The following is a 16,021-nucleotide window of genomic DNA, read 5'->3' as shown; positions in this document are numbered from 1 at the left end:
AGTTTTTAATTAAAAGCCCGTCTAAATCGTAAAACGGCTTTTCTTCGGTACTTGTTGATCATTACAGCCCATTATCTCCATAAAATGATCGTACCATCAAATCGAGTAACAACTACTACTCTGCTTTTACAGAATTGATATTTCTTTTATTTATGAATTCAGAAACCATAGCTTCCAACTGATCAATTTTATCCACTTTGCTTTGTAAGCTTTCAATTTCTTTTTGTTGTTCTTTAATAGCTTCTAATAGTACCGGGATCAACTGAGTATAACTTACTCCTAAATACCCTTCTTCCTTTTCTATTACTTTTACCATTTCCGGAAATACCTTTTGAACATCTTGTGCAATTACACCATATTCTCTAACTTTCTTATCATCATCTTTCATAGTATAACTTAAACCTTCTATAGCCATGATCTTAACAAGAACATCATCAATTGGTTTAAAATTTTCTTTCAATCTTCGGTCAGACACATCGGCAATCGTACCTGTGTAATTAATATCGCCAACTACATCTAAGGCTACATCGGGAGTAGAATCTCCAATACCTACATCTCCATTTTTTAGAATCACTAAGGCATTAGATCTTGAAATGGCGTTTTCTCCGTTACCAATAACAAAAAGCCGGTCATTTTCATTCCAGGCAGTAGTTGAATTTGGAGAATATGTAGTATTATGTTTACCTATGGCAGTTTCTCCAAAAGAATAAGCAATAGCTCCGCTTCCTATTGCCACAGAATTATTTGCTTGTGCTTCTGCTGCGCTTCCAATTGCTGTAGCATATATCGCAGTTGCCTTAGCTGTACTTCCTATCGCTATTGTAAAATCTGAAGAAGCCTCAGTTCTGTCACCAACTGCAAACGAAAAATATCCCCTATTAGCATCGTCCCATCGATCATCTAAAACGGCTCCTGCTCTAAAAGCTGCTTTACTTTTGTCGAAGAAAAACTTATGATTGTCATTACTCGTTCCCGAATCATCTGTTAAGGAAATAGACCCGAAAACAAAATCATCATTACTAATACTTACAACACTAGTATTTGGTAGAACTACGCTATTAGAAACTTCAAATATATTTTCGCTGGCGTCGGACCAACTTACAACTCCTGTCCCATTGGTAGTTAATACTTGTCCTGATGAACCATCTGTTGTAGGTAATGTATAATTACCAATGGTAAGGACATCAGTAAATCTACCAGTACCAGTAACATCTAATTGATAAGCAGGAGAAACATTATTCCCAATACCCACTTTTCCACCTCCAAGTCCTAGAACAATATCAGTATCAGAAAATCTATTAATGTTAAAACTTCCATTATAATGATCTATTGAAGCACTACCGGGGTTGATAAGAAAATATCTTCCGTTTGTACTATTTTCAAATCTACCTTGACCTTCTCCATATACTTGAAACTGATATGTAGGATTAGCTAATCCTATACCAACTTTTCCATTTGTGTCTATAAATACACCTTCATCATCGCCATCATTTGATATATAATTACCTGAAGTTTGGATATTAGTGGTCGCAACATGATTACCCAAATCATCCTCAAGACTTGATAGGTTTACAGTTGCTGGATCTCCGTTTTCAATTTCAATTGTTAGGGTATTTCCTGATAAACTGGCGCTGGTAAGGTTTTGTTCGTCTTTATCTTGTACGGTTTGAAACGTGCCATCAAAACCTACTCCAAGAGTTGCCGAATTAAAAAGATTTACCACCTTTAAGGCATCACCTGAGCCTTCATCACTCTTTACAAAGGCGTAAGAATCAAGAACCCTCACAGCAGTAGCATTAAAACTAAGAGCTATATCGGCCACCAGATTAGGGTTAGCAGGGTCTGAAACGTTCACAACTTTAAGATCATCTGCATCATTATCTGTGATATACACATAGTTTCCTGATGTAACTATAGACAAAGGGTTGTTTCCAATAGATAGTGTTCCAACCGAAGTTGGTACAGCAGGGGTAGTTATGTCGAATATTTTTAATAGACTTTCATCCTCGTCTAACACATATAAATAATCCCCTTCTGTTATGATATCAGTAAGGTAATAACCAAAAATGTTACTGCTTACCACTAATGATGGGTTGGTAGGATCTGTAATATTAATAATATCAGTAGTATCGGTTTCATTACTCATCACATATACATATCCATTATTAATCACCATCGAAGTATCATTATTATCAATATCTAAAGCAGAGACAGTGTTTGGCAATAACATAGGGTTTTCAGGATTGTTAATATCCATAACAACAAACTCTTTATCATCGCTATTATCTACCAAATAGAGATAACTTCCATCACTTGTAATTGCTTCCACCTCTGAGTCTATAACTGTGGTGTTGGAAACTAAAGTAGGTTGAGTAGGATCTGTAATATTAATGATGGCTAAAAAGCCATCTCCACTATATACATAAACGTAATTTCCTACAATTACCCCAGCAGATTTTGCTGAGGAAGATCCGATATTAATTCTTGTTACTAATTGTGTTCGTAATATAGGGGCGTATTTATTACTCACATCTATGACTATAAATTCTCCTGTTGTAGTATCGTAACCGTAAGCATGATTTTCCTTTACATCAATTAAAACAAGACGTGAAAAAATGGTACCTGTATCTCCAATAACTTCCAGGTTAAATTGTTCTAAACCGGAAGAAAGTTCCTGTAAGGATGTATCCAGACTATTAATTCCATCGATCCAGCTTACTGTTCCTGAACCATCTGTAGACAGAATTTGTCCATCACTTCCTCCTTCTAGCTGTGATGTTTTTGCAGTTTGTAATGCATAGGGTACAGATTGTAATTGTGATGTTCCTATAGTGGTATAAGTCGCTCCTCCGGTAATGTCTACAGCTACTTGTAAATAGTAGGTATGATTTGTCCAATCAATTGATGTAAAATCATCAGTGGTTGATCCTTGTCCTATTACAAAAGCTGCAACACCTTGCACATTGGAAGTTGCTGTATGTGTTTCTGTGTATATCGGAACTCCGGAACTGCTATCTTCTAATAATTGTAGTTCGAAGCCGATCGCTTGATTAGCCAGTACATCACCATTAGTATCTCTTATGACTGTTTGATAATTGAACCCTAGAGGGGTTTGAGCAAATGTAATCATTCCGAAAAACAGCATTGCCAATTGTAATAGTTGTTTTCTCATGTTTGTTTTTTAAGAGGGTATAGTTATTTTTTTGATTAAACATTTAGAAGAGTTTACCCTTCCTTCCCGATGATTCGGGACTCCTGTCCTTGTCAAAGAATGGGACTTATTTTTTATTTTTATTTATTCTTTGCTTACTATTTCTGTGCTGATACCCAAAGCAGTTTTGATCTGGGCCATTTCACTTCTTAAGGTTGCTAACTCAGCTTGATCAGATGTTATGGTTTCCAGTTTAGCTTTCAATAGTGCATTTTCAGTTTTGAGTTGTTGTACTTCTTTGGCTAATTGCTGCGTAGCACTCACATTAAGCATAGAGATTGCCTCATAATCTACCGTATGAAAATCTTGTACTTCTCTACCAAATACAAACACTTTTTGATTGTTTTTAAAATCTATACGAAATCCTTTTTCAGATACTTCTAATACTTCATAAACTTCTTTTGTATTCTCTTTGGTAATAATAATAGCTACGTGCTCATTTACTTTAAGGTCTGTGCTTAAATCTACCCAACCATTCTTTATGTTAGCTTGCTTATAGATATCCGGAACTATTTCTGTAATATTGTTTGTAACAGCTTGAGGGTATACCTCAGCCACTTGTTGTGCTATTACTTTTTTATAGATTCTATTTCCTTTGGCAATGGAATCTTTTAACTGGTAATCGGTTACTTTAATGTCTAATAATGTATTTAAGTCTTCTTCTGGACTAGAAATCCCTAGGATCGTTTTGATACGTTCATCTGAAAAGGTATCAAATTGTTCTGCTGCAATATGGTCTGATGCCCAAAGTGAAAAGTTGAAGTCATAAAGTGATAAAATATTATTACTACCTGCTGCACTACCTACAGCATTAAGGTATCCATACTGTCGATCGTAACCTAAACTTGCGGCTACTTGATTACTAATTCCTCCGTTTATTTCTACCGTAGCTTTTGTAGGAGAAGATGTTCCTATACCAATGGCATCATTGCTAGAATCAACAAAAAACATGGTGGCGTTGTTACTCGATTCAACCTGAAAATCAAAATTGGTTCCTTGTTTATTAAAATGCACATCTCCATTTCCTGAGAGCTGATGAGAGACAACACCATCTCTATATATTCCAATATACCCATCATTATTATTATTGCCTGAGATTCTTACTACATCTGTACCATCGGCATCATGGTCCTTAATGTATAAATCACGACCAATATCAATTCTATCATCTGAGGCATCCACTCTAAAAACATCATTGAATTGATCTCTGATTATAAAATCTCCTGTACCCAATAGACTTATATCAAAATCGGTAGTATCCCAGATATCGAGGCTTAAATTTGCATTGATAGCCCCTCCCAAACTCACTTTATTATTAGTTAGGGTTAAACCATCACCAACTTCACTTATAAAAGCAGAATCTAAGCTTATGGTATTTCCTCCTGAGATTGTTAAATCCGAACCACTAATGGATAGGGTTTGTTCGTCTGTATTATCCATAAATGGATTCATATTTACAGAACCAGCACTGTTACTGATATATAGAAAATTGTTCGTTAATGTTAAATCCTGGCTATCTGCTACATTTTCCCAACTTACCGCTCCTGAACCATCAGTAGTTAACACTTGATTTGTCGTTCCATCTGCAATAGGTAACGTGTATTCTCCTAAGGTAAGTGCATTGGTAAATCTTCCAGTACCAGTAACATCTAATTGATACGTAGGTGCTGTATTGTTGCCAATTCCAACATTTCCTCCTCCTAATCCTAAAATAATATCGGTAGTAGAAAACCTATTGATGTTAAAGCTTCCGTTATACATATCCAATGTAGCGCTGCCAGTATTAAGATCCAAATATCGTCCGTTTGTACTATTTTCAAATCTACCTTGACCATCTCCATACACATGAAATTGTTGACCAGGATTAGTTAAGCCTATACCAACATTTCCATCGGTAGCTACATAAATACCTTCATTTTCACCATCATTAGAAATCCAATTATTGGTTAATTGTATGTTTTCTGTTGCGATATGATTTCCTAAATTATCTGTAGTTGTAACTGTTGTCCAAGAAATTTCCCCTGATCCATCTGTACTTAGTACTTGCCCTGATGTTCCATCTGTATTTGGTAAATTATAGGCGTCATTAATAGTAAGGGTTCCGTCTTTATAGACTGTTAATGCATTAGAACGGTTAGCAGTACTTGTTCCATTACCTATTGCAAAGAGCCTGTCTGTTGTTATCCAGGTATTGGCATTTCCTGTTGCAGTAGTACTAAAAGCTCCAAATGTAGTTTCATACATTGAGGATGCTATATTATTGGTTCCCCAAGCTGTTGCATACCAACCATTGGCTTCTGTTTCATATCCCCAGGCAGTTGCTCCTTCATTAGTAGCCCTACTAACAAAACCCCATGCTGTAGAGTAATCTCCTGTGGCTCCTGATCCTGAATTGGCATAGTCATAGCCCCAAGTAGTTGCTGCACGACCTGTTGCTGTTCTGCCATCGCCCCATGCTGTTGCATATATTCCTTGAGCAATTGAAGAGGATCCCCATACTGTTGCTCCCTGACCACTTGCTTCATTACTTTGTCCCCAGGTCATTGCTAAACTTCCCGAAGCAATATTATTACTTCCAAATCCAGACGATTGAATACCTACATTGATATCATCCCATTGTGTATTATTGGAACTACCAGCTCTAAAAGCTGCTTTAGATTTGTCAAAAAAGAAACGACTATCGTAATTTGTTCCATTGTCTCCTAAAACAGAAGAACCAAATACAAAATCATCAGAAGTATAATCTCCGGAAGCATTAGAAGTAACATTGCTTACCGTACCAAAAATTCCTGATCCTGATCCAGTCACTAGAGTATTCGGATCTGTCCAACTTGCAATTCCATTGGCATCACTGGCAAGAACATATCCCGTTTGTTGATTTCCATCTACCATTTTAATCCTACCATTAACGTCTAATTTAGCACCGGCATCCGGCGTATTTGTTCCTATACCTATACTCTCGTTATCGTCTATATAGATACTATTACTAGCAGCGTTATGTTCTATTTTAATGACTCCATTTTCAGTATCTTCATTCTCTATGATAAATCCATTTGTACTATTTAATATGTTCCACTGTGTCGCAAGGTTTTGTAAACGTAAAGAAGATGTACTTCCTGTAGTCGTTTCAAGGTTTAAAGCTGTTGTTCCTGAAGTAATCGTGGCAACTCCATTGGGAGTAAAACTAATACCATCTGTCGTACTGGAATGCAGTGCATAGGGTACTGATAACAGTTCAGAGGTCCCGACAACGGTATATGTAGTACCTCCTGAAATATCAACTCCTACTTGTAGAAAGTATGTATGATTCCCCCAATCAATCAGTGTAAAACCTCCTAATGTAGTTCCCTGGCCTATAATCATACTAGCTACTCCTTGAGAATTAGTTGTTATGGTATGTGTTTCCTGATATGTCACAGTACCGGTAGCACTATCCTCCAGAAGTTCAATTTCGAAACCTATAGATTGATTCGCTAGCACATCCCCGTTAAGATCTCTCACTACGGTTTGATAATTAAAAGCTTCAGGGCTTTGTGCAACTGCTATAGAAATATTACAAAGCAATAATAGTAGCACCAGATAAGAGGGTATAAAAAATTTCATAATATAAGGGTTTTATGATATCGTATTACTATTCGGAAAGCGATATGATAATTGTTCTCGATTTGGTTCTGCAATACTACTTTGCTTATTAAAAAACTCAAAAAAAATAGCGTTACAAAACGTTACACAACTGTTACAACAGTGTATTTGTCGTGATAGGGGTACAAGGTAAAACCCTGGAAATAAATGGATTTAGTTACATGTTAAAAGCTGGCCATTAACGTTTGCAAATCCTCTTGAGAAGTTAATTGAATCTTTTTTCTGATTCGGTTTTTGGCCACCCTAATCGCTCCATCAGAAGTATTTCTATAAGTAGCAATTTCTTTAGTGCTCATTTTTAATCGCATCAACCCACAGATCTCTTGTTCGGTTTTGGAAAGGGATGGGTATTTTTCTAGAAGTCTTTTATTGAATTCTGTATTCAGTAAATCTATATGTTCTTGTTGAAAAGAAAGTTTCTCTTCTACCTTAATCTGTGCTCGAATCTCATGGGATAGTTTCTTTACAGCATTTCCTATAGCATCAGTGTTCTGTTTCTGTATCTCCCGAAGTTGTTCTAACACTTGTTTCTTATACTGAAGTCGCATAGCATTGTCAGTTGCCAATGTTGTAATGTCTTCTTCCTTGTATTGTAACTGCTTTCCAGCTGTAGAAAGATCATCAGAAAGTTGATCAATCTGTTCGGTATAAGATTTATAGGTCCTAAATAACACAATAACTTGCATAACAATAAAAGCAACAAATGCGTAATTGGCTAAAAAAATACTGTCTATTAATTGTTGTACTACCAGCAAATCATGTATAACAACCATAGCTACCACGGTATAGGCTGTTATGACCAGTTTTGCCTCAGGCCGACGGTTGAATACTGCCTTGATAACTGCAAAAACAACGTATAAAATGCCAAATAAAGCAATGAATTGGTACGGAATAAAAGCATAACTTGATAAATAGGTGGGCATTACCAATAAATATCCTGCGAATATCACAGAAATCCAAAAATATGCTTGCACCACTTTTTTGGACAATTCTTTAGGAAACAACTTATAAAAATACAATCCTCCAATTCCCATACCTAAGTAGAACGGAATAAATCGTAAACGATGAACCAACCAAAATGGAGCATCAGGAATTAAACTTATAAATGTAGATTCCCCAACGGATATAAAACGTAATACTCCAAAAACTGAAAATGCTCCAAAATACAGGAATATTTTTTGTCGACTTTCTACATAATAAAACAAGATTGAAAAAATAGCAACTACCAAAACTGCAGCTGCACTTAGCGATTCAATCAACAATTGTTGTTCTCTTTCTGTTCGAAGAAATTTTCGGTTTCCTAAGGTAATACCTTGTATAAAACCACCCCCGACACGATATTCATAATTAGATATAGGGATCAAAAGGTCAATTTCTGAATCTTTCGGTATATCAATGAGCAAAGGGGCTAATTTTGGAGTTGCTGTTTCACTTTGTACCCCAAAAACCCCTGATTCTTCAATTTTTTGTCCATTGACCCAAACCTGAAGAGAAGTATGACTTCGTGGAATTTTTAAAGATAATGGAACCAATGGATCTCTTAAATTTATCTTCAAACGATAGGTTGCATATCCTTTGGCAGGATGCTTATTTCCTGTAAAATAATCACCGATCCAGCCACCTGGTAATTGAGTGACCGAAGGATCATGAAGTACAGCCGTAGAGAATACTCTTTTTTCGAATGGAAATTGTTTCCAATAGAACTGCCAATCTCCATTAAGATTTACTTTTTTTGTTGTATTAAAATCAATATTACTAAGATCCATTTCACCATTTTCGATACTAAATTCAGGAGTTTTAGAAATACAAGAAGATAAACATAATATTAGTAGCAAGAAAACAACAAAAGAGTATTGCTTACGGGGTGTGGACATAGGTTAGTACTGTTTAGGTCACAAAGATACAGTTATACTGAGTAAACTATATAATCACAGTAATAATTCCTTTTTTTAGAAAAAAAACTCTTACTAACATAGTAGCTAGAATTTTAGATTTGTTATATGCCATTCTTAGATAATAGATGTTATTAAAGACTACTTCCCGATACAAAAATTAGCAAAGATATTTCCTAATAAATCATCCGATGTGATCTCTCCAGTGATTTCTCCAAAATGATATAAAGCTTGACGAATATCAATCGCCATTAAATCTCCGGATAATCCATTATCAATACCATATTGCACTTTTTGGATTTCTTCAAGTGCTTTTAACAATGCATCATAATGACGAGAATTAGTTACGATCGTTTCGTCATTTCGCAGAGCTCCGGTATTTACAAATTCCAGAAGTTTATTTTGTAACTCTTCAACACCTTTGTTTTGTTTGGCAGAAAGCAAATGAATATTCTCAATTTCAGACTGTAAGGCAGAAATCTGAGAGTTATTAAGTTTATCAACTTTGTTAGCTACAACGATTAATGGTTTTTGAGGGTATTTATTTTTTATTTTTCCGATTTCAGTTTTTAGCTGTTGTAAATTCTCAACAGTTAACTCAGAACTATCAACCAAATAAATAACAACCTGAGCTTGTTCAATCTTTTCAAAAGTCTTTTGGATTCCAATACTCTCTACAACATCTTTGGTTTCCCGAATCCCTGCAGTATCAATAAATCGAAAACCAATACCACCAATATTGATTTCATCTTCGATGGTATCACGAGTTGTACCGGCAATATCAGAAACTATAGCCCTTTCTTCATTTAATAAAGCATTCAATAACGTTGATTTACCAACATTAGGTTCACCAACAATTGCTACCGGAATTCCGTTTTTGATAACATTACCAACTGCAAAAGAATCAATGAGTCTTTTCAGAACCTTTGTAATCCTTGAAACCAAATCCTGAAACTGATCCCGATTAGCGAACTCTACATCTTCCTCGGCAAAATCCAATTCTAATTCTATTAAAGATGCAAAGTTCAGTAGCTCATCTCTTAGTTTTTTTATTTCGTTAGAAAAACCACCTCTCATTTGCTGCATCGCAATTTGATGAGAAGCTTCAGAATCAGATGCGATTAGATCAGCAACAGCTTCTGCTTGGGATAAATCAAGTTTTCCATTAATAAAAGCACGTAATGTAAACTCTCCTGCATTAGCCATTCTACATCCTTTACGCAGTAATAATTGAATGATTTCCTGTTGTATATACGTAGAACCATGACAAGATATCTCTATAGTTGGCTCTCCAGTATATGAGTTGGTTCCTTTAAATATAGAAACCAAGACTTCGTCTAAAACTCGTTCGTCATCCAAAATATGCCCCAGATGTATAGTATGAGATTTTTGTTGATCTAATTTCTTTCCTGCTACAGAACGAAATAAAGGCGAACATATACTAATAGCTTCTTTTCCCGAAACTCGTATTACAGCAATGGCTCCTGCTCCAGAAGCTGTTGCTAATGCTACTATAGTATCTTGTGAGATCATATGATGTATTTACTGGAAGGCAAAAATAGACATTAATCAATTTATATAGACCTCAATTAAAATTTTTGTTGCTAATTGAAAAAATAAAAATTCATCTTTTTAAAATTGTTTTTTTTTCGAATAACACTGGTATAAGTTTGCTGATAGTTTATGGGTAGTTTGAAGCGTTCTAAAAATAATTTTTAATAGAAAAAATAAAGAAGATATATGTTCTTTAAATATTTGTGTATCAAAGTTTTTTGAGGTGTAATATTTCTTTTTTATCTTGTGCAAAGAAGAAAATAAGAATGTCTTATTTTTATCTAATATTCTACAGGGAAAGTAAAAGAATAAAAGTGAAAAATTGTTGATCATATCTTAAACAAATGATCATTTTTTTTGGAAGACATGCTGTTGTAAAGGTTACAACAGTTTTTAAGTACTAACTAAATTTAATGTCTAACTATATACTTAAACTTTTATTTTTATGAATTTTCACAACACAAACTCAATTAATGTGGCTTATTCTGCCATAATAAGCAGACTATGCTCTGTGCTCTGCGTAATAGGTATGCTATTACCAGTTATGACAACAGCACAAACTAATGAATTAAAACGTCATTATGAGCCATACAACATACAATTACAATCTGAAAGCAATCAGAAAAGTAATACTCCTGAAATTATCAACCACACTATAACAAAAGAAGGAGCAATTTGGTTACGATTATTTTTTAAAGATGTTAACCTGGGTGCTAATAGTACTTTAACGATTACTTCGGCGCTAGATGGAGCTACGCAGGTATTAACATCAACCACTATTAAAACCTGGAGAAATACCAGTGCTTATTTTAATGGAAATAAAATTAAAGTAACACTTAGTATAGCTCCAGGAGAACGATCTGTTGGATTAAATATCTCAGAGATTGGAGTAGGGGATCCTGTACCCGCTGGTAGAACTATATGTGGTTCTTCTGATGATCGTATTGATTCAACTGATAATGCAATTGGAAGAATTGTACCAAACGGTTGTACTGGCTGGATTATCACTAATGGGCGATTAGTTACCGCAGGACACTGTGTGAGTGCCAGAGCTGAGATTTTAGAATTTAATGTTCCAAAATCTAATCCAGACAGAACTATAGTTCATCCTGGTCCAGAGGATCAATATCCAATTCAACAAGGTGATTTTGTTACACCATACACTAGTAGCCCTAGTCAGGCAAATGATTGGGCTGTTTTTACGGTAAATGCAAATACACAAACAGGGTTGACACCTATTCAAGCACAAGGAAAATCTTTTAATGTAGTACAGACAGCTCCTGGTGGTACTATTAGGATTACAGGTTTTGGTACTGATGATGGAATTGATAATCAAACACAACAAACAAATAGTGGACCATTATCTTCTGTAGATAATACCTTTGTTAGATATAGAGCAGATACTACAGGAGGAAACTCCGGAAGTCCTATTATTGATGAAGCAACAGGTAATGCGATCGGAGTACACGCGTATGGAGGATGTACCTCAGGTGGAGGAAGCAATTCTGGAGAAAGAGCAACTATACCAGCATTTTGGGATGCTATGGGTCTTGATGGTAACCCACCACCACCTCCAGGAGACTGTTCAGGAGATATATCTTCATTCCCATACTCAGAGAGTTTTGAAGGTACTATCGGAGACTGGACACAAGCTAGTGGAGATGATTTAGACTGGACTGTTGATTCTAACGGTACACCTTCTAATGGAACAGGACCAAGTAGTGCAATCGATGGTAATTCTTACATTTATGTAGAAGCTTCAGTAAATGGTACTGGGTACCCTAATAAAAATGCAATCTTAAACTCACCTTGTTTGAACTTTAGTGGATTGACGAATCCAACCTTAAGTTTCCAATATCATATGATTGGTAGTTCTGTAGGAACATTTAATGTTGAAGCCAGAACAGATAATACAGGAAACTGGGTAAGCGTATTTAATAGAAGCGGTGCTCAAGGTACAGATTGGAATGCTGCAGATGTGGATCTTTCAGCTTATGCAGGAGAAGCAAGCGTTCAATTGCGATTAAATGTAGTTACAGGTAGTAGCTGGCAAGGAGATATCACGGTAGATGCTCTTAGCATTAGTGACGGAGGTACTCCACCGCCACCAGCTTGTGATGCTTTAAACTTCAACGACTTTACAATCACTCCATTCTCTAACCAGGATGCAGCAGGTGATTTCTCTGTAGGAAGTGGAGGAGCAGCATTATCACTAACTAACAATACCTGGAAGTACATTGCAATGAACTATACAGTTACAGCAAATACAGTAATTGAGTTTGATTTCAGCAGTACATCTCAAGGAGAGATTCACGCCGTTGGATTTGAAAACGATAATACATTGACATCTACTAGATACTTTAAAGTTCACGGTACTCAAAATTATGGAGTAACAAACTTTGATAACTACTCTAGTGGTACTACTACATATACGATCCCAGTAGGTAATTTCTATACCGGTAGTATGGATCGATTAGTATTTATTAATGATAATGATGGAGGTTCTGGAAATAACTCTACGTTCTCTAACGTGAAGATTTATGAAGGATCTTGTAATGGATCATTAACAGAAGCTGTAGTCGAATTTGGACCAACTACACCAATACTTGGAGATGAGGATGAAGGAGCTTTATCAAGTATCACACTTTCTCCTAACCCAACGAATGATAGTTTTACTATTTACCTAGCTCAAAATGCAACCGAAAAAGCTGAAGCTACTATTTATACAATTTTAGGTCAGAAAAAAGAGCAATTTCAGCTAAAACCGGGAGTTAATACTTTGTCTGCAAGTAATCTATCATTACAATCTGGTATATACCTTGTAAAGATTGAAAGTAATAAAGGAGAATCAATCTCTAAAAAACTAATAATTAAATAAACCTATAGTAGACATTAAATTTAGAATAATGAACGCCTCGATTTTCGAGGCGTTTTTTTGTTGTTTATATTAGGTTGAGAATTATATTTGCTTTCAAAAGTAAGGAATGAAACAGAAAGATAATTCACTTATTATAGTGATGCATTTGAGTGGTTTATTAACCGGGGTTTTAGGTCCTTTGATTTTATGGCTTACACAGCGGGATAAGATTTTAATGATGGAAGAACATGGTAAAGCAGCTGTTAACTTTCAAATTACAGCATTGATATATTTAATGTTTGCATTTGTATTAGGTTTTATGTGTTGCATAGGCTTTTTTCTTATTCCTTTTTGGTTTATATATGCAAATCTCTTTCCTATTCTAAACGCTGTAAATGCTAGTAAAGAAAAAATGCCATACTATCCTTTATCATTCAAATTTATTTCCTGATTAAAGATGTAACAAAATGACTTGAATTGCGTCATATTAGTATAGACTGCTAATTTTATTAGCAATCCATCATCAATAATCAATCAAAAAACACCAAGAATCATGAGAAAAGACAGATCATTACTAGTATTTACACATTTATCACAATTGTTAGACCTTGTTACCGGATTTGGAGGATTTATTGTTCCTCTAATATTATGGTTAACGCAAAGAGAACGAGTACTTGCTATGGATGAGCATGGTAAGTCTATTATGAATTTCCAAATCAGTATGTTTATTTATGCTCTGGTTTGTGTTCCATTAACACTTTTATTTGGTTTGGGAGCATTGGGATTAATAGCAATTGCGATACTATGTTTTATCTTTCCAATCATTAATGCAATCAAAGCAAATAATGGAGAAAGACCATCATACCCATTATCCTTACAAATTATAAAATAACTATATAAAAGGAACGGGCGATATATAAATCGCCCGTTTCCATTGGTTAACACTATTTAAGTTTTAGTGCTGGTTAATCCTAAAATCTGGGTATGCGTCCATACCATGCTCGTGTCCATCTAATCCGTCGATTTCTTCTTTTTCCGAAACTCTAATTCCGATAGTTTTCTTAAGGGTGAATATGATAATAAAAGCAGTGAATACACAGAAACCTCCTACAATTAATACGCTTAATCCTTGAACCATAAATTGATCAAATCCTGCTTTAGATCCAAATATACCTACGGCTAGAGTTCCCCAGATACCACAAATCAAGTGAACAGCGATTGCACCTACGGGATCATCAAGATTTAGTTTGTCAACCAGAGCTACACCTAATACGATAATAATACCTGCGATTAAGCCTATTATTACTGCTTCATTAGGAGACATAAGATCTGCACCGGCCGTAATTCCTACCAAACCACCAAGAATTCCATTTAAGAACATAGTTAGATCATAGTTTTTATAAAGAACAGTAGACAGAACAAAAGCTCCAACTCCGCCAGCTGCTGCTGCAAGACAGGTGGTTACTAGTACTAATGAAGTTCCAGCAGGATCGGCAGAAAGTACGGATCCTCCATTAAACCCAAACCATCCTAACCAAAGAATCAGTACACCAGCTGCTGCTAGAGGAATATTGTGACCAGGAATTGCCTGAGGTTTTCCTCCAGAACCGAACTTACCAATTCTGGAACCTAGTAAACCAACTGCTACTAATGCCGCCCATCCACCTACAGAATGAACCAGAGTAGAGCCAGCAAAATCATAAAACCCTTCGGCTTCACCAATTTTCATTGTAGATAAGAATCCGCTTCCCCATTGCCAAGAACCTACAATTGGGTAAACAAATCCTACATATATTAATGTAAAGATCATAAACGCTCCTAGCTTAATACGTTCTGCCACGGCTCCCGATACAATAGTAGCTGCTGTGGCAGCAAACATCCCTTGAAATAAGAAATCAGTCCACCAGGTATATCCACCATCTGCATATTCAGGTGTCATACCATTTTCAGGAGCAGTAATTCCAAAACCGGCAAACTTTAGAAAGCCAGCATCTCCTTCTTCAAAACCGGGATACATTAAGTTAAAACCTCCTATGTAGTATAAAAGCAAGCCTACACAGATAATAAATACATTTTTGAATAATATGTTGATTGTGTTTTTTTGACGTGTTAGTCCTATTTCTAAAAAAGAAAACCCTAAGTGCATGAAAAATACTAGTGCGGTACACACCATCATCCATACATTGTTCGTAGTTAAAAGTTCCATGGTATAATTAATAAAAGTTATTTTTTGTTTTCGGTTGGATTATAATTGTTGTGGTGGTGTAGTGGTAGTTTTAATTTAATGTTCCGCCACCTTTTTCAGAGGTGCGAATTCTATATGCTTCTTTAATGTCTGAAACAAAGATTTTTCCGTCTCCTACTTCTCCTGTTTTGGCGGCTTCAAGGATTGCCGAAATAGCAATCTCTTCAAATTCATCATTTACTACTATTGATAGATAGCGTCTTTGAATATCAGTAGTGCTATACGAAACACCTCTATAGACACTTCCTTTTTGTTCATTACCTACACCAGTTACATCCCAATAGGAGAAAAATGTGATCCCTTTTTCGTGCAACGCTTCTTTAACAACTCTATATTTAGATCTTCTGATAATTGCTTCTATTTTCTTCATAAAGAACAAAGTTTAAATTAATGTTAAATTCGATTCAAAAGTAGGTTAATTTATTTTTTGTATCCAAATTTTTGAGGTAAGAGTGATTATTTTTATCATTTTTTTATTATTACCCCCTAAAAAATTAGGGGTAATTATTTTTATCATATTAAAATGATGATTTCGTATTGAAAGAAATAGATATTTAAACGAAAACGTTTTCATTAAAATCAGCTGTCTTTTAATAGAATGAATTTTGATACAAATCCTT

9 protein-coding genes are annotated in these 16,021 nt (G+C 35.3%); 3 read left to right on the top strand and 6 right to left on the bottom strand.

Annotated elements, in window-relative coordinates; genetic code table 11:
• Window positions 1-115: 115 nt before the first annotated feature.
• From U0D62_RS20130 to mnmE, 4 genes are all read right to left on the bottom strand, one after another.
• Complete coding sequence (locus U0D62_RS20130; protein WP_322289145.1) at window positions 116-3,172, bottom strand: tail fiber domain-containing protein; 3,057 nt, start codon at window positions 3,170-3,172, stop codon at window positions 116-118.
• Window positions 3,173-3,295: 123 nt separating this feature from the next.
• Window positions 3,296-6,814, bottom strand: coding sequence for a tail fiber domain-containing protein (locus U0D62_RS20125; protein ID WP_322289144.1), 3,519 nt, complete (start codon window positions 6,812-6,814; stop codon window positions 3,296-3,298).
• Window positions 6,815-7,017: 203 nt separating this feature from the next.
• Window positions 7,018-8,727, bottom strand: a complete 1,710-nt coding sequence (locus U0D62_RS20120; RefSeq protein WP_322289143.1) for a 7TM diverse intracellular signaling domain-containing protein — start codon at window positions 8,725-8,727, stop codon at window positions 7,018-7,020.
• Window positions 8,728-8,886: 159 nt separating this feature from the next.
• Window positions 8,887-10,278, bottom strand: coding sequence for a tRNA uridine-5-carboxymethylaminomethyl(34) synthesis GTPase MnmE (gene mnmE / locus U0D62_RS20115; RefSeq protein WP_322289142.1), 1,392 nt, complete (start codon window positions 10,276-10,278; stop codon window positions 8,887-8,889).
• A gap of 466 nt (window positions 10,279-10,744) precedes the next feature.
• Between mnmE and U0D62_RS20110 the strand changes: the two genes are divergently transcribed.
• From U0D62_RS20110 to U0D62_RS20100, 3 genes are all read left to right on the top strand, one after another.
• The gene (locus tag U0D62_RS20110) at window positions 10,745-13,177 is read left to right on the top strand and encodes a trypsin-like peptidase domain-containing protein (protein WP_322289141.1); all 2,433 of its coding nucleotides are present in this window, start codon (window positions 10,745-10,747) and stop codon (window positions 13,175-13,177) included.
• Between the two features lie 106 nt (window positions 13,178-13,283).
• The gene (locus U0D62_RS20105) at window positions 13,284-13,607 is read left to right on the top strand and encodes a DUF4870 domain-containing protein (protein ID WP_322289140.1); all 324 of its coding nucleotides are present in this window, start codon (window positions 13,284-13,286) and stop codon (window positions 13,605-13,607) included.
• A gap of 102 nt (window positions 13,608-13,709) precedes the next feature.
• Window positions 13,710-14,048 (top strand): DUF4870 domain-containing protein, encoded by a 339-nt coding sequence (locus tag U0D62_RS20100; RefSeq protein WP_322289139.1) that lies wholly within the window; start codon window positions 13,710-13,712, stop codon window positions 14,046-14,048.
• A 63-nt stretch (window positions 14,049-14,111) separates the two neighbouring features.
• Here U0D62_RS20100 and U0D62_RS20095 read toward each other — a convergent pair whose 3' ends face one another.
• Both U0D62_RS20095 and U0D62_RS20090 read right to left on the bottom strand, forming a co-directional pair.
• Complete coding sequence (locus U0D62_RS20095; protein ID WP_322289138.1) at window positions 14,112-15,362, bottom strand: ammonium transporter; 1,251 nt, start codon at window positions 15,360-15,362, stop codon at window positions 14,112-14,114.
• Between the two features lie 70 nt (window positions 15,363-15,432).
• Entirely contained in the window at window positions 15,433-15,771 is a 339-nt protein-coding gene (locus tag U0D62_RS20090) for a P-II family nitrogen regulator (RefSeq protein WP_322289137.1), read from the bottom strand.
• Window positions 15,772-16,021: the final 250 nt, after the last annotated feature.

It is taken from the genome of Aquimarina callyspongiae (assembly GCF_034322225.1).
Taxonomy (GTDB): Bacteria; Bacteroidota; Bacteroidia; order Flavobacteriales; family Flavobacteriaceae; genus Aquimarina.
The sequence above is the reverse complement of the archived record's forward strand: the minus strand, read 5'-3'. Positions and strand labels throughout refer to the sequence as shown.